General features: G+C 55.1%; 17 protein-coding genes and 1 tRNA gene. 4 read left to right on the top strand and 14 right to left on the bottom strand.

All coding sequences use genetic code 11. The features are described from left to right. The first annotated feature begins 56 nt into the window (after positions 1–56). On the top strand, positions 57–608 hold the full coding sequence (gene smrB / locus USF70_RS11035) for an endonuclease SmrB (protein ID WP_033146105.1): 552 nt from the start codon (positions 57–59) through the stop codon (positions 606–608). A gap of 46 nt (positions 609–654) precedes the next feature. On the opposite strand, the gene sixA is transcribed toward smrB, so the two are convergent. The 4 genes from sixA to USF70_RS11015 form a co-directional block, all read right to left on the bottom strand. Further along, the gene (gene sixA / locus USF70_RS11030) at positions 655–1,140 is read right to left on the bottom strand and encodes a phosphohistidine phosphatase SixA (RefSeq protein ID WP_032659231.1); all 486 of its coding nucleotides are present in this window, start codon (positions 1,138–1,140) and stop codon (positions 655–657) included. Between the two features lie 209 nt (positions 1,141–1,349). Beyond that, positions 1,350–3,497 (bottom strand): fatty acid oxidation complex subunit alpha FadJ, encoded by a 2,148-nt coding sequence (fadJ, locus tag USF70_RS11025; RefSeq protein ID WP_320735631.1) that lies wholly within the window; start codon positions 3,495–3,497, stop codon positions 1,350–1,352. After that, positions 3,497–4,807: an acetyl-CoA C-acyltransferase FadI gene (gene fadI, locus USF70_RS11020; RefSeq protein ID WP_320735630.1), complete on the bottom strand. Its 1,311-nt coding sequence runs from the start codon at positions 4,805–4,807 to the stop codon at positions 3,497–3,499. Before fadI ends, fadJ begins: the two co-directional genes overlap by 1 nt. Before the next feature lie 237 nt (positions 4,808–5,044). After that, entirely contained in the window at positions 5,045–5,329 is a 285-nt protein-coding gene (locus tag USF70_RS11015) for a YfcZ/YiiS family protein (protein WP_045888684.1), read from the bottom strand. A 372-nt stretch (positions 5,330–5,701) separates the two neighbouring features. On the opposite strand from USF70_RS11015, the gene fadL reads away from it, so the two are divergent. Next, positions 5,702–6,985 carry a long-chain fatty acid transporter FadL gene (fadL, locus tag USF70_RS11010; protein ID WP_064672903.1) on the top strand — a complete coding sequence of 428 codons (1,284 nt, stop codon included), beginning with the start codon at positions 5,702–5,704 and terminating at the stop codon, positions 6,983–6,985. Between the two features lie 44 nt (positions 6,986–7,029). On the opposite strand, the gene mlaA is transcribed toward fadL, so the two are convergent. Then, positions 7,030–7,782 (bottom strand): phospholipid-binding lipoprotein MlaA, encoded by a 753-nt coding sequence (mlaA, locus tag USF70_RS11005; protein ID WP_023312585.1) that lies wholly within the window; start codon positions 7,780–7,782, stop codon positions 7,030–7,032. A gap of 315 nt (positions 7,783–8,097) precedes the next feature. Here mlaA and USF70_RS11000 point away from each other — a divergent pair, with 315 nt between their 5' ends. Both USF70_RS11000 and USF70_RS10995 read left to right on the top strand, forming a co-directional pair. Continuing rightward, positions 8,098–9,027, top strand: a complete 930-nt coding sequence (locus USF70_RS11000; protein WP_167818389.1) for a formate/nitrite transporter family protein — start codon at positions 8,098–8,100, stop codon at positions 9,025–9,027. Between the two features lie 75 nt (positions 9,028–9,102). Next, a tRNA-Arg gene (locus USF70_RS10995) sits at positions 9,103–9,174 on the top strand. Between the two features lie 49 nt (positions 9,175–9,223). Here the strand turns inward: USF70_RS10995 and USF70_RS10990 are convergent. The 9 genes from USF70_RS10990 to USF70_RS10950 all read right to left on the bottom strand — a co-directional run bounded on the left by USF70_RS10990 (position 9,224) and on the right by USF70_RS10950 (position 21,100). Continuing rightward, positions 9,224–10,555 carry a VasL domain-containing protein gene (locus tag USF70_RS10990; RefSeq protein ID WP_033146118.1) on the bottom strand — a complete coding sequence of 444 codons (1,332 nt, stop codon included), beginning with the start codon at positions 10,553–10,555 and terminating at the stop codon, positions 9,224–9,226. A gap of 103 nt (positions 10,556–10,658) precedes the next feature. Beyond that, the gene (locus USF70_RS10985; RefSeq protein WP_033146119.1) at positions 10,659–11,129 is read right to left on the bottom strand and encodes a hypothetical protein; all 471 of its coding nucleotides are present in this window, start codon (positions 11,127–11,129) and stop codon (positions 10,659–10,661) included. A gap of 14 nt (positions 11,130–11,143) precedes the next feature. After that, positions 11,144–11,596 carry a type VI secretion system baseplate subunit TssE gene (gene tssE / locus USF70_RS10980; RefSeq protein WP_033146120.1) on the bottom strand — a complete coding sequence of 151 codons (453 nt, stop codon included), beginning with the start codon at positions 11,594–11,596 and terminating at the stop codon, positions 11,144–11,146. After that, positions 11,589–12,125 (bottom strand): type VI secretion system lipoprotein TssJ, encoded by a 537-nt coding sequence (gene tssJ, locus USF70_RS10975; protein WP_072196542.1) that lies wholly within the window; start codon positions 12,123–12,125, stop codon positions 11,589–11,591. Before tssJ ends, tssE begins: the two co-directional genes overlap by 8 nt. Beyond that, positions 12,106–13,209: a type VI secretion system baseplate subunit TssG gene (tssG, locus tag USF70_RS10970; protein ID WP_033146122.1), complete on the bottom strand. Its 1,104-nt coding sequence runs from the start codon at positions 13,207–13,209 to the stop codon at positions 12,106–12,108. The genes tssJ and tssG overlap by 20 nt, the downstream gene beginning before the upstream one ends. After that, on the bottom strand, positions 13,164–14,927 hold the full coding sequence (tssF, locus tag USF70_RS10965; RefSeq protein WP_214538588.1) for a type VI secretion system baseplate subunit TssF: 1,764 nt from the start codon (positions 14,925–14,927) through the stop codon (positions 13,164–13,166). Before tssF ends, tssG begins: the two co-directional genes overlap by 46 nt. 20 nt (positions 14,928–14,947) lie before the next feature. Further along, the gene (gene tssA / locus USF70_RS10960) at positions 14,948–16,543 is read right to left on the bottom strand and encodes a type VI secretion system protein TssA (protein ID WP_033146124.1); all 1,596 of its coding nucleotides are present in this window, start codon (positions 16,541–16,543) and stop codon (positions 14,948–14,950) included. After that, the gene (locus USF70_RS10955) at positions 16,543–19,959 is read right to left on the bottom strand and encodes an ImcF-related family protein (protein WP_033146125.1); all 3,417 of its coding nucleotides are present in this window, start codon (positions 19,957–19,959) and stop codon (positions 16,543–16,545) included. Before USF70_RS10955 ends, tssA begins: the two co-directional genes overlap by 1 nt. Further along, a complete protein-coding gene (locus USF70_RS10950) occupies positions 19,946–21,100 on the bottom strand; it encodes a hypothetical protein (RefSeq protein WP_033146126.1) in 1,155 nt (384 codons plus the stop codon). The genes USF70_RS10955 and USF70_RS10950 overlap by 14 nt, the downstream gene beginning before the upstream one ends. Positions 21,101–21,103 lie beyond the last annotated feature (3 nt).

Raw genomic sequence — 21,103 nt, 5'->3', positions numbered from 1 at the left:
GTTAAAAAATGCTTTTAGTCGGGTACACTGTCGGAAATACGAGATGAGAATGACGAATGAAAAAGAAAACATCGCTCAGCGAGGAGGATCAGGCGCTCTTCCGTCAGCTGATGACCGGGACGCGTAAAATCACGCAGGACACCATCGTCCATCGCCCGCTGCGTAAAAAAATCAGCGAAGTACCGGTCAAGCGTCTTCTGCAGGAGCAGGCCGATAACAGCCACTATTTTTCAGATGAATTTCAGCCGCTGCTCAACACGCAAGGGGCTGTGAAGTACGTACGCGAAGACGTCAGCCATTTTGAGCTGAAAAAATTACGCCGCGGGGATTATTCGCCGGAGCTGTTTCTCGATCTGCACGGTTTAACGCAGATGCAGGCGAAACAGGAGCTGGGGGCGTTGATCGCCGCCTGTCGCCGTGAACATGTTTTTTGCGCCTGCGTGATGCACGGCCACGGTAAACATATCCTCAAGCAACAGACGCCGCTGTGGCTGGCTCAGCACCCACACGTCATGGCTTTTCATCAGGCACCTAAAGAGTACGGCGGAGATGCCGCGTTGCTGGTGTTGATTGAAGTGGAAGAGTGGCAGCCGCCAGAGTTGCCCTGACAGAATGGCGGGAAGCACATTGCACCCCGCCATATCGCACGTCACGTCAGATCGCTTTTGCCATCTTCAGGTTGCACGGACTCATTTGCCAGTTGAAGACACCTTTGCCCGTTTCGTCGAGAGAAACATTGGCAATGGCGGATGTCGTGAACATCGGCGGGGTTTCGCCCGGGCACAGCTCAGATACCAGATAGCCAACCAGTGGCAGGTGGGAAATGACCAGCGCGGAAGCGACACCTTCATTGCACAGCGCCTGAAGATAAGCGCTGACAAGGCCTACATCGCCACACGGGGTGAGTTCAGGGAGAACATCTACACTGGTCGGCAGGTTCATACACTCCCCTACCACATCCAGCGTCTGTTCTGCACGCAGGAACGGACTCACCAGAACGCGTTCGATGTCCACTTTTTGACCGTTAAGCCAGGTCGCCATCAGACGAGATTCGTCGCAGCCACAGACGGTCAAAGGACGTACTGAGTCACTGGCGGCATCGAGTGCCGCGTCGCCGTGACGCATGATAAAAACTTGCATATTGCACCGCTTTTGTTAACCAGAATCACCGGCGTTAACTACCCGCGATAAATGCTAAGAGGTAGAAAACCCGATGGCCGGGCATTGTGCCTGATCCATTCGGTGAATGAAACGCTGTTTTTTACCTCAATGGCGTAAGTATAGTCAATCTCTGTTTACAAAATCGCCAGAACAGGTCCATTCACTTCAGGATTTACCCTTCTTTGACCTCAGCTTACGAGGACAGTTTCCCTTGCAGGCCAAAATGTCTGGCCGCGTTCCGCCATCTGCAATAATTCGTCACACGGTGTAAACCGTGGACCATATTGCGAAGCCAGACGTTGCAGGATAGCAACCACTTCACCCGCGCCGAGCGTATCCATGTAACGGAACGGGCCGCCAAGGAACGGCGGGAAACCAATGCCAAATACCGCCCCGATGTCACCATCGCGTGCACTCTTGATCACCTGCTCATCAAAACAGCGCGCCGCTTCATTGAGCATCATCATCACGCAGCGCTCAGCGCACTGAACGGCGGACAGTTTTCCCTGACCTGTGGTCGAAATGAATCCATATACCGAAGGGTCGACCTGTTTCCTGCTTTTACGCCCTTTCGCGCCGTAAAGATAGAAACCGCGTTCATTTTTTCTGCCTTTGCGATCGTCCTTCAAAATCGCAGAAACAATGTTTGCAGGTGGGCTAAAACGATCGCCATATGCAGCTTCCAGCACTGGTATAATTTTAGTGCCGGTGTCTATTCCCACCTCATCCAAAAGTTGGATTGGGCCAACGGGGAAACCAAACTTTACCAGCGCCTCGTCGACGTGCTCAATCTTCTCCCCTTCCGTCAGCAACCGCATTGCTTCATTAATGTAGGGAGCCAGAATGCGGTTGACGTAGAAGCCAGCTTTGTCCGCTACCACAATCGGGGTTTTGCCCTGTTTTTTCGCCAGCTTCACCACGGTGGCAACAGTTTGCGGACTGGTAGTCACGTGCGGAACAACTTCCACCAGCGGCATTTTTTCGACCGGGCTAAAGAAGTGCAGCCCAATCACCTGCTCAGGACGCGCGGCTTTCGCCGCGATATCGCCAATCGGCAATGACGACGTATTGGAGGCAAAAATGGTATGCGGGGCGCAATGTTGCTCAACGTCTGCCACCATCTGCTGCTTAAGCGCCAGATCTTCAAACACGGCTTCAATCACCAGATCGCGGTGAGCAAAACCGCTGTAATCCGTCGTACCGGAGATCATCGCCAGGGTTTTGTCGCGCTCGCTTGCCTTGATATGGCGGCGCTTGACCTTTTGATCAAGGTTCTGCCAGCTGTACTGTAGCGCGTGATTGATCCCCTTAGGATTAATGTCTTTGATTCGTACAGGCAATTTGCCTTTGCTGGCGGTAACAAAAGAAATTCCGCCACCCATGAGCCCCCCACCCAGTACGCCAATCGCACGCAGCGGAGCGGGCTGCGCCTCGCTGCCCGGATCTTTTTTCACTTCCGTGCTGGCGAAGAAGATGCTGCGCAGCGCCTGCGACTGCGGCGTCATCGCCAGTTCGCCAAAGGCTTTGGCCTCCGCGGCATAGCCGCTGCTGCTTCCCTGCGACAGCCCGGTCTCGATCACTTCGAGGATCCGCTTTGCCGCCGGGTAATTGCCTTTGGTTTTTTGTTCGGTCTTTTTGCCCACCATGTTGAACAGGAGCGTTCTTCCCAGCGGGCCGGCCAGCACGCGCTCACGTACCGGCAGAGGATGTTTTGCCTGACGCCCTTTCAGCGCAAGCTCAACGGCGGCCTCCAGCAAAATGGACTGCGGCACGACGTCATCGACCAGACCGGCTTTCAGCGCCTGGCGGGCACGCAGCTGTTTACCGGTTAAGATCATCTCCAGCGCCGTGCTTACGCCCACCAGGCGCGGCAGCCGTTGCGTTCCGCCGGAGCCAGGCAGCAGGCCCAGCTGCACTTCCGGCAGACCCAGAATCGTTTTCGCATCGTCGGTGCAAATCCGGCTGTGACAGGCCAGCGCCAGCTCAAGCCCGCCGCCCAGACAGGCACCGTGGATCGCGGCAATAACCGGGATCGGCAGACCGTTGATCTCCGCCATCACCTGCTGGCCCTGACGCGCCAGCTCTTCGGCTTCCAGAGCGCTTTGCGCCCGGGCGATCATGTTGATATCCGCGCCGGCGATAAAGTTATCCGGCTTGGCAGAGATAAAGACCAGACCACGAATCGCTTTGTTGTCGCGGATCTGCTTTAGCATCGCGCGCACCTGAACACCAAATTCGGCCTTCAGGGTATTCATCTTTTCATCAGGCACATCAATAGTGATAACGGCCACGTTATCGAGGCGAACCGTCAGATTAAATGCAGATGGCATATCCATTATTCAGCCTCCAGAACCATTGCTGCGCCAAGGCCACCCGCCGCACAGGCGGTAACGAGGCCAAACCCGCCGCCACGGCGACGGAGTTCATGTAAAGTTTGCGTGATCATCCTCGCCCCTGTGGCGGCAAATGGATGACCGTAGGCGATAGAGCCGCCCAGCACGTTGAATTTACTTTGATCCACTTCGCCTGTGGCATGGGCGCGGCCCAGCACATCGCGCGCGAAACGCTCGCTTGCCAGCAGCTGTACGTTTGCCAGGGTTTGCGCGGCAAACGCTTCATGCATATCAATCAGGGTTAAATCAGCCAGCGTCAGCCCCGCGCGCTCCAGCGCCAGCGGCGTGGACCACGCCGGACCTAACAGCATGTCCTGCCAGACATCAATGGCGGTGAAGGCATAGCTGCGTAGATAGCCCAGGGGAGTGATGCCCAGCTCCTTCACGCGGGATTCGGTCATCAGGATCACGGCGGCGGCACCATCCGTCAGCGGCGTACTGTTCGCCGCCGTCACCGTGCCGTGTTTGCGGTCAAACGCCGGGCGCAGTTTGGCGTAATCCGCCAGCGTTGAGGTGCCGCGAATATTGTTATCTTCCGCAAGCGGTTCACGGTAGGGGGGAATATAGGCGGTCATGACCTCGTCGGCCAGCTTGCCTTCCGACCAGGCTTTTGCCGCAAGCTGATGTGAACGATGCGCCAGGGCATCCTGCTGTTCACGCGTAATGCCGTACGTTTTTGCCATCTGCTCGGCGGTATCGCCCATGCGCAGGCCAGTGGAGTATTCCGCTACGGCAGGTGGTACAGGCATAAGGTCGCGCAGGCGTAAACGCGAGAAGAGTTTGAGTTTCTGCCCCGTCGTGCGGGCTTTATTGGCATCCACCAGGATGCGAGCCAGCTTTTTACTGACCCCAATTGGCAGCACCGAAGAGGAGTCCGCTCCACCCGCAATCCCGGCGCGAATAGTGCCCGCCATCAGGCTTTCAGCGACGTTAGCCACAGCCTGGAAGCTGGTTGCGCAGGCGCGGCTGACGCTGTAGGCATCGGTATGCACGTTCATCCCGGTACCGAGGACGATTTCACGCGCAATATTGGGGGCTTCAGGCATCTGCACGACCTGACCGAATACCAGCAGTTCGATGACCTCAGGCGGAATTTCGCTGCGAGCCAGCATCTCCCCCACTACCATTTTCCCCAGGTCGACGGCCGGTATGCCATGAAACGCCGTTGCCTGACGCGCAAATGGCGTGCGCAATCCACTGACTATGGCAATGCGATCGCCCTGACGGGTAATAAGCGGTAATGCCTGACTCATAACACTCCCCTGTAAAAAATTTTCGCAAACATAAAGTGGTCTGACCTGATAATAGTCTTAACCATTTTTTTACATTCAGCCAATCGGGGAAACGAAAAAGTGCGAGCTAAAACACAGAGAAGAAAAAGAAAATGCCCCCAAGGAAAAAGCAAAACGGTAACCCACAGGTTACCGTTTTTAGTGTTTGCACCCTCTCCCGTGGGAGAGGGTCGGGGTGAAGGCTTCAGGCCACAGAAATTAACGCAGGCCCAGCTGGAAAATCAGCGTTTCTGCTTCGCAGGCGAAGATAAAGTCGATGTCCAGCTTCACGCCGCCTTCCACTTCGGTAAAGGTAGACTTGATTTCACACGGATCGGATTCAACGTCACGCGCACGCTTGCTCAGCGCGGTCAGGGTCTCTTCCGCTTCGGCACGGTTGGTGAATACACGGCTGTAAGAGGCGGTGCAATCGGTGTTGTCCATGATAGTCCCAACATCCATACAGCAGCAAACCGGGGTTTCATCAGCACTGCATTTACTCATAGCTCAATTTCCTCTGTATTCGCGCAGCGCGCGAGATAGACACGATGCTGATATTTTACGCCCCGGAGCGGGCGCTCTCCAGCCGTTAATGGCGCAAAATCGGATAAGTGACCAATATCACACTTAAAAATGATCTAAAACAAAAACCACCCTTTTGGGTGAGTCGTGATGGTCACAATTTTGCCAACCAGATCTCGTTTCACGAAACATGTTTGAAAATATTAATAAACAAACTTGCAACATTCCGGCTGGTCAGACCTATACTCTGGCCACTGGTCTGATTTGTCTGTCATACCTCAGACCCTACACTTCGCGCTCCTGTTACGGTATGTAACAATTATTGAATAAAAATAACTCAATGAGGTTATGGTCATGAGCCAGAAAACCCTGTTCAACAAGACTGCGCTGGCAGTCGCAGTGGCACTCGTCTCCACTTCCGCCTGGTCAGCGGGCTTTCAGTTAAACGAATTTTCTTCCTCTGGCCTTGGCCGTGCGTATTCCGGGGAAGGCGCTATCGCTGATGATGCGGGTAACGCGAGTCGTAACCCCGCGTTAATCATGATGTTCGATCGTCCTACTTTCTCTGCCGGTGCGGTTTATATCGATCCTGATGTCAACGTTTCTGGTAAGTCGCCTTACACGGGTGCGAGCCTTAAAGCGGACAATATTGCCCCAACAGCATGGATCCCAAACCTGCACTTCGTTGCACCTATCAACGAACAGTTTGGCTGGGGTGCATCCGTAACGTCTAACTACGGCCTGGCTACCGAGTTCAATAACAACTACCCGGCTGGTGAATACGGCGGTAAAACCGATCTTACTACGCTGAACCTCAACCTGAGCGGTGCGTATCGCCTGAACGATAACTGGAGTTTTGGCCTGGGCTTTGATGCCGTCTACGCCGACGCCAAGATTGAACGTTATTCCGGGGAACAGACTGCTCGCCTGCCTAAAAACAGCAATAAAATTGCCAGTCTTGAAGGTGATGAGTGGGGCTATGGCTGGAACGCCGGTATCCTGTACGAGCTGGACAAAAACAACCGTTGGGGCCTGACCTATCGTTCCGAAGTGAAAATTGACTTCGACGGCGATTACAAGAGCGGCATCCTGACGCCTGTGAACAATCTGGTTCCAGGTGCGGGCACTACCATTCCTTGGGGAACGTCCAACCAGACCGTTCCGGGTTCACTGTCGCTGCATTTGCCAGAAATGTGGGAAGTCTCCGGTTACAACCGCGTTGCACCACAATGGGCTATTCACTATAGCCTGGCCTATACCAGCTGGAGCCAGTTCCAGGAGCTGAAAGCGACCGGAACCAATGGTCAAACGCTGTTCTATAAGGACGAAAGCTTCCACGATGCCTATCGTATAGCGTTGGGTACCACCTACTACTACGATAAAAACTGGACTTTCCGCTCCGGTATCGCATTTGACGACAGCCCGGTTCCGGCAGACAAACGTTCCATTTCCATTCCGGATCAGGACCGCTTCTGGTTAAGTGCTGGTGCGACCTATGCGTTGAACGAGAATGCATCCATCGATGCGGGCGTATCTTATATGCACGGTCAGAAAGTAACGTTCAAGGAAGGTCCGTACGAGTTTACCTCTGAAGGTAAAGCCTGGCTGTTCGGTACGAACTTCAACTACGCGTTCTAATCGCGCTGGAATCAAAAAAGGTGAGCATTGCTCACCTTTTTTATTTACTCCGAATCGATATCTTTTAGTTCGTTTTCGATCGCCTTCGCGTTTGGATTCTCTTCCGGCTTCAGCTTGCCGCCGTTGGCAATAAAGTCATGATTCTGGAAGTACGCTTCACGCACCATAATGTACGGGTCAGAAGACTGGCGCAGCAGACCATCGGAGTCGAGCAGTTGCGCGCGGGTTTCAATCCCTTCTACTGTCCATTTACCCACCGACAGCGGCCAGGTCAGCCACGACAGAACCGGATACAGCGTATCCACCATATCGCCGCCATCATCACGGAGGGTGAAACTACCGTAGAACGGTAAATGCACGTACGGACCATACCCGACTCCATAGTGTCCCATCGTGCTGCCGAAACGGTGTGGCTGTTCACGCTGCAGTTTCTGGTTAGCCATACCTGCAACATCAATAAAGCCACCCATACCCAGAATGGAGTTCAGGAAGAAGCGGGTAAAGTGGACCATCCCCTGATACGGGTCGCCCTGCAGGAAGTAGTTCACCATTACCGCAGGCTCTTCGAGGTTGCTGGTAAAGTTACTTAACCCGTTACGCGCAGGTTGTGGAACATAATCGCGCCATGCTACTGCCACCGGACGAACCACATACGGGTCCAGTACGTTGTAGTTGAAGCTATACATTGAGCGGTTAAATCCTTCGAGAGGATCGGAGCGTCCCGTTTGCTCACCGGAGCTGGCGCAGCCCACAAGCATCGTCGCGCCAAGCGCAAGCGCCGACAGCCGAAGTTTCATAAATATCTCCCTGTTCAGTATGGCTATCGTTGATTGCCATCCGTAACGGAGCCGTTGACGCTCCGTCTGTAAACGTGCAAGCGATTGTAACAGCACGTTTACCGATGTCTATGAGCACAATTACGGGCAGTAACCACCGTGACTCTGATCTCAGCATAGCCTGTCTTTTGGAATTCGTTTCGCTGGCAATTTTATAATGACTTTGAAAGAGATGTATCACCTTTGTTGTCATTGCCGCCAATTTAAGAGCATCCCCACAGGCATCCCGATAAAAGCCGCTACGCTTAACAGAAAGATCAACCTCCGGGAGCAGATATGAAAGATGTAGGCGAAGAAAAAATTGGCGAGAGCACTGAGGAGCTTGAAATTGAAAGCGAGGAGAAAGCGCGCGGCGAGAAGATAGAAATTGATGAAGATCGCCTCCCCTCCCGCGCAATGGCCATCCACGAGCATATACGCCAGGATGGTGAAAAAGAGATGGAGCGCGACGCGATGGCCCTCCTCTGGTCAGCCATTGCTGCCGGACTCTCAATGGGCGCATCTCTGCTTGCGAAAGGGATATTTCATGTGCAGCTGGAAGGCGTACCCGGTGGATTTTTACTTGAAAACCTCGGCTATACATTCGGCTTTATTATTGTCATCATGGCCCGCCAGCAGCTGTTTACCGAGAACACGGTGACCGCCGTTCTGCCGGTGATGCAAAACCCCACACTCGGTAATTTCGGCTTATTGATGCGGCTCTGGAGCGTGGTCCTGCTGGGTAATATCATCGGCACGGGCATCGCGGCATGGGCGTTTGAATATATGCCGATCTTTGATGAACCCACCCGGGATGCGTTTGTGAAAATCGGCATGGACGTAATGAAAAACACGCCGGTCGAGATGTTCTCAAACGCCATCATCTCTGGCTGGATTATCGCCACGATGGTCTGGATGTTTCCTTCAGCGGGAAGCGCCAAAATTGTGGTGATCATATTGATGACCTGGCTGATTGCGCTGGCGGACACCACGCATATTGTGGTCGGTACCGTTGAAATCCTGTATCTGGTCTTTAACGGTACGCTTCACTGGAGCGATTTCTTCTGGCCGTTTGCCCTTCCGACGCTGGCAGGAAACATTTGCGGCGGAACGTTTATCTTCGCGCTTTTAAGCCATGCCCAAATTCGTAACGACATGTCGAACAAACGCAAAGCTGAGCTTAAGGCACGGGAAAATGATGATAAATCGACAAAAAAATCGACCTGAATGGTGACTCTTTGAGCAGTCAGGCGGCGATGCGCTTAACGCAAAGTGTAAATAAGGCTATACTCGTGCCGCCTCGTCCCCTTAGTTAAATGGATATAACGAGCCCCTCCTAAGGGCTAGTTGCAGGTTCGATTCCTGCAGGGGACACTTTACCCTCCCGCTTTTTCCAGCACATTCGTCTGTCTACCGCCAGAATTCACTGAGCAGAAGAATCCTGTTTTATTTGAGCGTAACGCGTTGCCAGCTGTTTAAGACGCAACTCCAGTTGAGTCTTTTCTGCTTCAGGAAGCGCATCTCCTGCTGGATGCTGTGACAGGCGCCTGAGTTGTTCTTCAGCCGGTATCGTCTGGTTAAATGACTGTATAGTCGAAAAAACTACCGATTTAAGCTCGCTTACCGTGATGTATTTTCCTTTTTGCTCGTCCAGACTACTCAGCCGATGACTCAGTTGCTGAAGCGTCATCATTCCCTGATACCAGCTGTTCATTGCGTCGACAGGTAACGCTGCCGCGTTAAATTTTTGCTGCCACTGCATTGTGAGCGGTTTCGCCTCCTCCGGCCATAATGTCTGGAGCTGCTTTAACAGCTGAAGGCTGTAGGAAAGATTCCAGTCAGGAGGCAGTTTATCCAGGCGGGCAAGCTGCTGCTGCGTGTCTGTGATAAACGTGGACGGTAAAGTACCTCGCAGTGTTAACGCGTCTTGCTGCACAGGCGTGAGCACTTCAGGTAACGGAGCCAGAGAGGCAAAAGCCTGAGTCGCCAGGGGGTCGGGTCTGGACAAAGAAGCCCATCCCCACGCCACAGCGAAGCACACCACCAGTGTGGAACACATCCCGGTAATAAAGGGCTTCCACTGTCTGACAGGCACGGGGGCTGTCGTACGATCCTCCCCATTCGGCTGATTTTCCTGATGCACAACATATACCCATTTCACTTCTTCGATCGGTTCGGCTTTCTCCAGAGTCGATTCGCTATCGGGCTTCATGTTCACATTCAAATCGGACTTGTCATTACTGCTTTCCAGCCGTTCAGCACTTGAACGTATCAACGTTCGTAACGTATCGAACTGGCTAAGGTGTTTAAGCTCAAGGCGCTGGAGCACCGCGCTCAGGCTGGTAAGTAACGCTTCCGCACGATAAAGCTCACTAAGATGGCTGCTGTTGAATGGAAGCATACGCATGCGCTGCTGCAGGCGCTGGCTCAGGCCGCTAAGGATTTCCAAACGAGCGTGTTGCGTCTTCGGCCATAAGGTGTCCCACTGGTGGCTAATCAGGGCCTCCAGAATCGCCAGCCCTTCATTCAGGCCAGCTAATCCAGACAGGTGAGTACGAGCAAGGGTGTACCAGGCTGCTGTCTGCAACTCCACACCGTTCTGTTCAAACATTGAGAGACAGAGTCTTTGGACATATTGCCAGTTCACATCAGGGCGAGCAGGATGTGTAAGCTTACTGAGTTCATCGCGGAGGGCGGCATAATCTGGCAGCGTACGCGGGTCGCCGCCGGTTTTTAACGTTATATGTTTGGTCATTCTGCAGGGCCTGCATATCCGTGTCGGTTAATATCGTCAGTTGATGTGTAAAGCAATTTTGCGTGTAGAAACGCAATGACTAATAAAGGAATGAATGTTATTGCTAGGGCAGCAGCGCTAAAATCAGGCCGAAAAAAACACCTTCATCAAATAGTTGTCCTGACTGAGGTGATGTATCAGGGGGAATAAAGATCCAGTCATATACACTCCCCACCCGCATGAACAGGCGTCCTTGAGAAATCGCGCTGTACCCGGAAAAAAAAGTCACCTCGACACAGCCTGCAACTCCCTGTCCATACAGAAATATCGGCATAAACTTAACCGCCCGGTTACCATAACGCAGGACAATACCGGAAATATCAAAAGCCCCGCCCTCCACCAGCAGGTCAGGAACGTATACCGTCAGTGGCTCTGCATTCAGTCCGGTATCTGTCAGCCACGCGTCCATTTGCTCCTGAAGCTGAGCCATTCGCATGCGAAACTCTGCAATATCGGCTTGACTCTTGCTAACTGCGGGAACAGGTGAAGGTTGTCGCGCCTGCAACTTCTTCAGGAACTGTGATTTTACTGACATGGTGTTAACTGACCTTATATACGAGGTGTTGTGTCGAGATACTGCTGTTGCCTGAGATGCCGCAACAGGACCCGTCCTTCGGGCATAAACTCAGTCCCATAGCGCACCAGGCCAATCCCTTTAAGTTCAGCGTCAATGGCATAGCGCAGCTCGCCGGGAATGTTCTGCTCCAGCAGAACAACGTCTATCTTTTTCAGGCGCGGTTCATACTTGAGCAGGACGGCAGACAATGTGCCCATGAACTCATGGGCCGTTCCCGGCATGCCCTGCAGGATTTTTGTCATATCGGGCAGCCCGTAATCAGGCAGGTGCGCCAACGTGCCGGCGCGACAGTTGAGAACGCGCTGCATGTTGTCCAGAACCGAAAGGATGACCTGATTTTCTTCGCTGACCTGATGCAGATCGAACCCACCGGTAAAATTGCCAAATAGCGTCTCGTAAAGCGAGGAACGGGGCGTCTCATTCATCTTTCAGCGCCTTCAGGGTCAGGCGGTTGTTCCCCGCCTCAATGACGCGTGCCTTATCCGGATCGAGGTCATCGCGGCTCATTACCACACGCCAGGTATTGTTGTCCTGGTCCGGTGACATAAACATCCCTGCCACCGCCACGTACTGCGCATTTTCCTCCATTGGTATATCGACCGTGACCGCCCCGCCCGGCTGCAGGAGGATATCTTTCTCCACCAGCAGGTCTGCTTTGATGACCTGACTGTCCTCTTTAAACAGTGACGGATAGTCAGTACTGTCGAACGTTTTGCGATCCTTAAGCTGGTAGATGCGCACCACCGTCGACAGTGCCACGCCGCCAGCATTGCTGTTAACGGCCTCACGGGCACGAATATCCAGATGCAGGGTCTTTATTTGCTTATAAAAAATCGATTTGGTCACAGCAACGGTGCCATCTGTGACTTTTTGAGTCAGCCCACAGCCAGCAAGTATCAGTGTGATACCTACGGCCAGAGCTGCCAGAGGAAATTTACCAGCGATAATCGCCATCTTCATCGGTCTCCCTGCGGTGAATATTTTCCTGTACCCGCTCATAGCGGCCAAGATTGATGGTTATGGTTTTGGAGTGCGTGACGGTGTTCGCTGCATTCAGCGGCCGCATCACGGCGGTGCGGCCCAGCTGCCCGGCTCCGGCATCGGGCTTAATGTTCATTGTCACGTCCGGCAGCAGGCTACGGTCGACGGATAGCTGCAGGCGGACATCCAGGCGAGTTCCAAGATACACATACAGCAGCGTCATAAGGTCCGAGTGAAGCTCCCCGCCCGGTAACCAGCCCAGCACTTCAGTTGAGTCAGTGGTTGTCAGGCGCATCAGCACCTGGCTGTTTACGTCGGTGGCATAGTTACCCATCACCGGACGGTTTGTCAGGGTGACTGGCTGGCTGACGCTCATAACCAAAGGTTTCTTCACAGGCACGCGGCGTTTGTCATGGTGCCAGATTTTCGCCAGTGTATTGGGTGCCAGCAGGCGCACCAGTGAGGTCATACCCTCTGCGGTACGTCCGGGCAGCAACATGACCGGCAGCAGCGCCAGAAAGCGTGAGGCCGGGGTGGCAATGTTTTGTGCACAGCCGTCAATGCCGAGTCCCGCCAGCCCCAACAGGTACTGCGAGATTTTATCCTTCCCACCCTCTTCAAAGGTCGCCGGGTACGAGTATTTACGCCATATGCGATAGTACTGAGCAATCAACCGGTGGTTGAAAATATCGAGGAAATCCGCGGTGGCCTCATACCCTTCCCGCCGCTGGGTAATGTCATCGATATAGTGCGTCGGCAGAGGGGACTCCACGCCGTAGAGCCCCATAAAAGTGATGCGCACATTCGGCGGCAGATGGGAATGTTCAGACTGCTCAATTCCTTTGATTTCAGATGCCGGAAATCCCATGCCTGGATGGGGCCGGAAGCGTACCGGTTCATGTCGTACCTGCCAGGTGCTGCCAGTGACCGGTTTATCCGGCTGGCTTTGCTCCAGCAGCTGGCAGAAGCGGTAAAAGTTGATATATGGTAGCCGGTCCCCCAGTTGCGCTATCAGCCGGGCAGACGCGGACTGTGATTCTCTTTCCACCGGATGCATTTTCCTTCTGGCTGAACAATGAGGGTGAGCTGGTTAAACAGGTTCATATCGGCATACAGCGCAAAGAACCGGTTGAGCATTTCACCGAACAGGTGAATATCGCCCTCACCGGTGAAGCCGTTGCTGTCGATGGTCACTTCGATATCCAGCCCCCGCAACAGGTAGCCCTGCTCAAAACGCTGCAGGCGGTGGTGCTCCACATGCTGAATCGCCTCCAGACGGCGGGTGTTCAGTTCATCCTCCTGCCAGTTATAGAGTGCCAGCGTGCCGCGCAGCACTTCGGCGGTGCTCATCATGTTCAGGAACCCAGAGCCGAGGTGGCTCAGTACCCGCCAGTGAAAACGGTCTTCTGCTGGCGGGTAAACCGGCAGCGTGGGTTTGCAGAGGTTTTTCACCGTCAGTGGCGTCTGCACCACCTGCTCACAGCGGTCAAGCAGCGTGCTCTGCAGCGCCCGGCGCGGTAACTGACCGTTGGTGCCGGTAATTTGCAGCGAAACGGCTTCACGCTCAAACAGCCTGTCATCCTCCCACTGGTGACCACCGAGAATCAGCCAGGTGTCATACAGCCCGGTAACGCCCCGCTTAACGCGGGTGTGGTAATAGCGTGGCGGGGCGTGACGACGCATCATACCGCCCTTGTGACGGAAGCTGCTGAACGGTACATACTCCGCGTCACCGGTCCGGTTTGAGCCTATGACCGAATCCACAGCATAAATCTCGGTATGTCCGTCCTGCAGCCGTTTAGGGCGCAGCAGGTACTCACTTTCAAGCCCCGTAATGGTGAGCGGGTCAGCTTCCAGCGTGAACAGGTTAATCACCGGCACGCAGTGCAGACGAACCGCGTCATCGGTGACCGGCAGGTCTGATGGCCACAGCGTACTGAACACGACTTCGATGTCGAAGTACTCTACTCCCGCAGGCGGCGTAATCCCGTCCAGACCGTTGAGGTGGACGAACATAAAATTGTCGCGGAAGGTGAAATACTCCAGCAGCAGCTGGTAGCCGCTGAAGGCAGTATCCCCCTTCGGCCACAGCCCGTCTTCCTCCGCAAATCCTCCCGGCGAAAAGTACCCGTCCAGGCGAATACGGTCAGTCTGCCCTGGCAGACGCATATACAGGGCGGCTTGCCGCCTGGTCAGCATCAGGTGTAGCTGGCTGCTGACTGGCGCATCTGCGCCGAGATAGAGGCTCAGGTGGCTGAGGTCCGCATGGGACCAGTCCGCCTGTGTGCTACAGGCAAAACGCATCCGCAGCAGCGAACGCCCGTCAGGCTCAGTGGTCATGGTTACCCCTGAGATGTTCAGCGGATTGAGCATCACATCGCGGGTGGTGCGGTAACGGCAGACCGTGTTCTTCGGCCCTACCGGGCGGGAGTACACTTCCAGACCCGCGGGCATGACTTCCGCCATCTTCACGGCCTGAAGCACAGGCGTGAACGCCACCACCGAGAGCGACGGAATGGTACGCAGGTAGTGAGGCCAGAGCATACTGACCAGACCTTCGGTAAGTTCCGGCAGATCGTCGTCAATCTTTTCACGCAGCCGCCCCATCGAGAAAGCAAAGCCTTCAAACAGGCGTTCAACATACGGATCGGGTGTGCCGGCCTTATCCAGGTCAAGCATCGCGGCCCGGTCCGGGTGGGTTCGGGCAAATTCTTTGGCCGCTTCACGGAGGTAGCGCATTTCTGCATCGAAATAGCGCAGGGTCAAATCTTCCATTTATTTCTGTTCCTGTGGATTTAACCGCAAAGCACGGCGGCACGAGCAGGATCGACGGCGATCAGTCCGGCAAGTAACTGGTCCATTACCGGCGTAAGGCGGGCCTTATCAGCCTCACTGCGACCGGCTTTCAGGCGCAGGAGTTTCAGATGGCGGGCCTGTACCTCGAACAACAGCTCAGGTTCCCAGTTGCTGAGGGTCACTTCTCTGGCACGATCACCCAGCTCTGCAAACAGGTGCACCGCCAGGTCATTTTTGCCGTACTGTTCAGCAATGCGCCCCATCAGCAGACGCAACAGCCACTTCTGACGATCGGTGGTCATACCCGGCCGGGTCTGTAACCAGCCCAGCGCGACATCCGGGCCTTCACTGTCGGCCAGCGCCACGGCTTCCGGCTCCAGCGCCAGAATGTCATCGTTACCGGCGGTGCTCGGAGCGGCTGGGGTCTCATTGCCCCACCCGCCGACGGTGTCCAGCACACTCTGCTGGATCCAGTTCAGAGTCACTTCGTCCGCAAACGGCGTGCCGTCACTGAAAGCCAGCGTCTCCAGCCCGGACAGGCGCGACAACAGCCCTTTCAGATCGGCAGCAATAATGTCAGCCAGGGTGTCCTGCCCTGATTTCGTCAGCGCCTGGTGGATATACCACTGCAAATCAAGCCACAGGTGATTGGCACCGCGGGAAAAGGTGCTGTCGGCCGTTTCCAGCATTTCAGCCCAGTTCTGTTGCAAGTAGAGGCGTTTGAGTAACGCGCGCTGATCCGCTCTTGGCGGCTCGATGCGTGTACGCCCCTGCGCATCCGGAGCCGGGATGGCCCGGAGGGTGTCATGGCGCAGGCTTTTCATCAGATGATGCGCTGACAACCAGCCGTCAGGCTGCTCGCGCAAGTATTCGGTGAGTATGCGGGCTTGGGACAGCAAATCCTGGCCTGAAGTGATTCGCCCGATGGCCGGGGCATCGCTATGGCTGACAGATGAAGGGGTTTCGCTGGTTCTGGCGTTCTGCGGTACCACCGCATCCATCCCCCCGGCTTTCTGCAAACGACTTTCCAGGGCACCGTACAGCGCATTGAGTTCCGGACGGATTACATCTGGTTCGTTTTCAGTAAGCCCGGCTATCAGCAGCAGCGCTCCGGTGGTACGCATCGCTTCTTCCCTAACAACTTCCGGGTACAGGGAAAGAGAGTCAGTCATGCGCGATCCTGCCAGCCATTCCAGCGCCGCCTTACGGCTGCGATCACGTTGCGGGTGCAGTTGTGTACCAAAGCGCTCCAGCAGACCGGCCAGCAGTTCAAGTCCTTCACCCAGCCCCTGCTCACCTTCGCGGTGCAGCTTCGCCCAGCAGTACCAGGTTGCGACACGGATATCTTTCGCAACGGTGGTTAAAATCTTTTCTGCATGCAGGCAAATAAGCTCGATGTTGGCGCCAGAGAGCTTATTAATTTCCTCGCGAATCTGCTGGAAATCGTCGTCATAACCTGGGTCTTCGCCAGCGGGTGACGCCCCAGACAGCGGCTGCAGCCAGCTGTCCCACTGCGCCACACGCTCACGGGTGGCGGCAAGCAGTGGCCCCTGATCAGCCTGGCAGGCATTAAGTAAGGCATAGAGCGTGCTCATCAATATACGTCCTCTGTAGCATTTCCTGCACTGATAACCTGGTCTGATAGTGTTGCACCGGAGGTACTGAAGATGGTTTCCGGTAGACGGAAATTGCGCAGCTTCAGCAGTGCCAGCGGCCCCTCTCCAGCTTCGGTACGAAGGGTATAATTGAGGGTGCGACCATCCTGTGCTTTCCAGCTCAAGCTGTAGCTGCTGCCGACGCCCGGGTAAGCACTGACGACGGCTTTATCGAGCAGGCGGATCCAGCCCCATGCACCTGGGATATCAGCGTACTGGCGGGTGCCCGCCTGCGTGCTTATCCAACTCAGGTTCGCCCCCGGAGCTTCAGTATCAGCAGGCCAGGTGAAGCGCTTCCATGCCGGGAGCTGGTTAACATAAGTCAGCTTCTGGCTGTCGATGATCATGTTGGTCTGCATCACCCCATCGGCAGTCCCCGGACGAAGTTCGAAGTTCATCCCTGCATTGCCTTCAGTGAAGGCGATATCGGAGATATAACTCAGGGTGTTAATGGCATTCATGAATGCAGGGTTAAAGGCCAGCCCCTGCGAGTTGATGCTGTCTGGCACCCAGTGATTGCCTTCTTTGTGCAGCACGCCTTTGAGGCGGTTCTGCAGGAACTGGGCAATACGCCCGGAATCTGCATTGAGGTATTTAGCCAGCAGCGGCAGGGATACATCACTGCTAGAATTGTTAAACGGATAGCGTCCGCCGAAGGCACTGTTCCACTCAGCAACCACCGCCTGCTGCCACTGGGCGTTGAGGCTATTGGCCGCTGGGGTAAGCACCTGCTGCCAGGCCTGCTCCATCGGACTCACAAAAACTGTCCGCCCAAATCCGCTCCACTCCTGACCCAGACCGGCGGCAATCAGGCTGCCGTAGTCACGAGTTTCAGTCAGGTCTACCGCTTTGCCCTGGAATACTGTCTGGGCGATGGTCTGGGTCATAGCCTGTGGGTCCGCAGCATTCGTTACCTGCTGCAAACGCAGACGCACCTGTGTGATACGGGTCAGGAACGACTGCAAACTTAGCTCCTGTGCCCCCGTGCGGTTCTTGTCCATCAGCGCCAGCACAGGACCAAAGGTCGCATCCAGCGGGCCGTGAACACCGACGCTCTGGTCAATGGCATCTTTGTTGTCACCACCGAGCAGGTTTTTCGCTGATTTAACCAGCGAATCCGAAATGGCTTCGCCTGTCTGCCCGGTACGACCCTGTACATTCAGGGTATTCATCAGCGCCACCAGCGGTGACTGACGCACGTCGGCCATTAGGGTCAACTGGTCAATAGAATCCGACAGCGTGGGCGCCTGGTTCCAGCGCAGGCTGTTCAGAAACTCCAGCCAGGCCCCGCCAAAGTCCGCGAAATAACGCTCCGTCAGGCGTTTTTTCAGCGCTTCCGGTGAGGTCTCATTCTGTTTATTCACCTGCTTGCTGTCAGTGAGCACCCAGTCGAGCTCATCCCGGCGCGCTTTCACCACCTTGTCAATGGCGGGCTGGACGGCCTGCTCCCAGGCCTGGCGTGTGAACATGCCAGGTACAATTTCCGTGGTGCTGAACAGACGGGATGCATCAGTATCGCCAGTCATATCTTCAAGGCGCATATCGACATACAGATGAGCCACCTTGGAGAGCATCTTCTGGTACAGGGTCGATTCACTGTTACGCACGCCCATCAGGCGTACCAGCAGGGAACGCGCCTGGCTGACCATGCTCTCATCCGCACGCAGCTTCCATTCCGGGTGCACAGCGAGCTGCGCGCCATAGAACGACAGCAGCGACGGTGCTACGCCCTGCCAGACGCCGTCTTTCACACCATCACGTTTTGGCCAGTCACGAAGAAGCGCCGAACTGAACCAGGCGGCGTCCATATGTTCCGGACGCGCCAGCATCAGGTAGAGCTTGAGCTGCTCCCAGGTGGTTTTTGCCATCTGCTCACGCAGCGGGCTGCCCGGCGGCAGCGCATTGAAGGCACTGAGCTGAGTCTGCAGATGGTCCGCAGCCGCATCCCGCAACAACGGTAGTGCGCTGTTCTGATAACGTGGCCAGAGTGCGGCCAGCAGGGCGTTATTCTGGCTCAGTCCGGCCTTCTCGTACCACGGCACGCCGTTTTCTGAACGGTACTGCAGTCGGGCCAGCATTTTCTGAAGTCCAGACAGCGCGTGCAGGCGCTGTTCCAGCGGCTGGTTTTGACGGGCAGCGAGAGCGGCCTGGGCATTCGCACCGTCAATCTGGCTGCGGTTGGTGACATACGCGATGCTCATCCACGCAGCACAGCCCACCATCGACAGGGCGACAACCGACGCAAACACTTTGCGCCAGGGAACGCCCGGCTTGCGCGGACGCAGTCCAGCAGGAAGCATCCGGACAGATTCAGGCAGAATATCCCAGCGCTTATCCATGCCCCAGTGGTGCGTCACGGCACGTTCGGCACCGGCAGAGGACTGACTGAAAACCACACCAGCCAGCGGCAGCGGGCGGTACGGATTGAGCATCACCGACAGCGGTGCGGTCACGCTTTCCGGTTCACGAATCAGCTGGTCGGCAAGCGTCAGCAGGAAGTTATGTTTCACTTCACCGCAGGTCTGCTGCAAACCCTGTGATATCAAATCCGGTGTCAGGGCGGAGAGCTGCTCTGCCAGCCCTTCGGTATGACACCCGGCAGGCAACAGACAACCGGTCGCCTGCGAAATGCGCCCTTCCGGCTTACCGGCGCGCGGGTGCAGGGACCAGACGTAGAGAGGAAGTTTCCAGCCAATCGTTTCCATACGCGCGCTGATGGCGCGAGACAGGGCATCCATGGCGCTTTCAGACGGCACCGGCAATGGCGGCTCCAGCCCTGGTGCTGAGAGCTGGTCAAAGGCCGAGGTGACCCACACCAGCCCATCTACCGGGCGACGGCGCAGTTTGCGCAGCGCGGTCAGCCAGGCACTGTCCGCTGGCGTATTGAGGTCACCGCCCCACAGCAACAGCGTGCCGCGGTCCTCCTGCCAGAGCTGCGCCGTCAGACCCGGAGTCAGTTGCTCCACTTCTGCGGCCGTACCGGTTATTAGCAGGATGCGGGTTTTACGTCCCCAGCGCCGGCCGTAGAGGTTACGCATGGCGTCACGGATGGTGTCGACGGTAACGTTACGGGGGGCAGTCTGCTCAACACGTCCCTCATCGACGGGCAGAACATTTTTGCGTTTTGACTGAAAGCGATGCCAGCCCTGTTTGATGGCAAGTGTAATGGTTTTGCCATGGCGCAACAGCATCAATAAAATCAGGGCACCGGCAATGACCAACCCTTTAAGTAACGGAGTATGCAGCCCCATTTGATCGCCAAAGTGCCAGATACACCAGGCAATTCCGCCTGCTAAAAGCGCGGAGAAGCCCAGTCTTCCCCAGACTCCGCGCCATGCTGAATCACCCGTGGTCATCGTTTCGGTTCCCTGTTTGCACTGTATTAATAAATTCCTGCTCACCATCTGTAGAAAGCATCAGACAGTCTGCTTTTTGTATGTTCACGATATCGCTGGCGACGGCTGCCATTATCCATGGAGAAAAGGGGCCGCTGAGCCCGGCATATTTTTCCAGCCAGTGGAGTTGTTCTGGTTTCCAGTGACCGCCATAATCCTGTGTCACTGCGAGTAAATCAGAAAATGCCTTACCCCATTCCACTCTGTCGCCGACAATACTGGAAGTGGCACAAGCCTGAGTTTGTGTCGAGAAAAATGTATCCAGCGATTTTTCTGAAATCGCCATATCAAGAGCCATTGGACGCAAAAGACGTGCATTCAGCGAAAGATTATTTTTTGTGGCGACATCATCAGAGGTCAACAATAGGACGGCCAGGGCATCACTGTACGCGTCCCGCCCCTGCGTCTGGTGAATCAGGATTAAGTCCATATCCAGCGTTGGTGATTTAATTCGCTCATCAAGTGAGAGGAAGGTCTTTGACGTACGAACGGTCAACTGTGGAACAGAACGATCCAGAATGACTGCCTGCCAGGCATGGGCAAATGCATCCTGCAATACCTGAAGATCATCGTGAGAATCTGTCAGCAGCGTGACGGCTGGTATTAAATCTGAAGGCAACTTTGCAAGAACTGGACCTAACCCTGCGAGCAGAAAAGAAAAATGGGTCTCATGAACTGGCAGACAAATTCGTTGAGTTAGAGATGTGTTCTGCTGCAGCGTTGGCGGGGCTGCAATAAAATTTTGAGGTGTCAGATTTGCAGGCAGCATGATGCCACTATGCAATACTGCGATATTGCGTCCAGACCACTCCATCCACTGTTGTTGCGCATACTCTGCCTCATTGGTTTCAAATTCGTGTCTGTCAAAAGCATTGTTATAGATCCAGCCACGCAGACACAGAAAGAAAAACCAGAGAACTGCAGGGCCTGCGGTGACAGCCCAAAGATTAAATGTTTGAAGTGGCCCGGCCAGTTTATTGGCATGCAGGACAAACAGCAGTACACAACCGACCAGCGCGAAAGCCCCCAACATCATCCACAGGATGAATGAAGGTTCTTCAGGCTTAGTCGATATTGTTGATTTCTGACGCTCCCAGCTCATTAC

It is taken from the genome of Enterobacter sp. 237C8 (assembly GCF_034106865.1).
Classification (GTDB): domain Bacteria; phylum Pseudomonadota; class Gammaproteobacteria; order Enterobacterales; family Enterobacteriaceae; genus Enterobacter; species Enterobacter asburiae_B.
The sequence above is the reverse complement of the archived record's forward strand: the minus strand, read 5'-3'. Positions and strand labels throughout refer to the sequence as shown.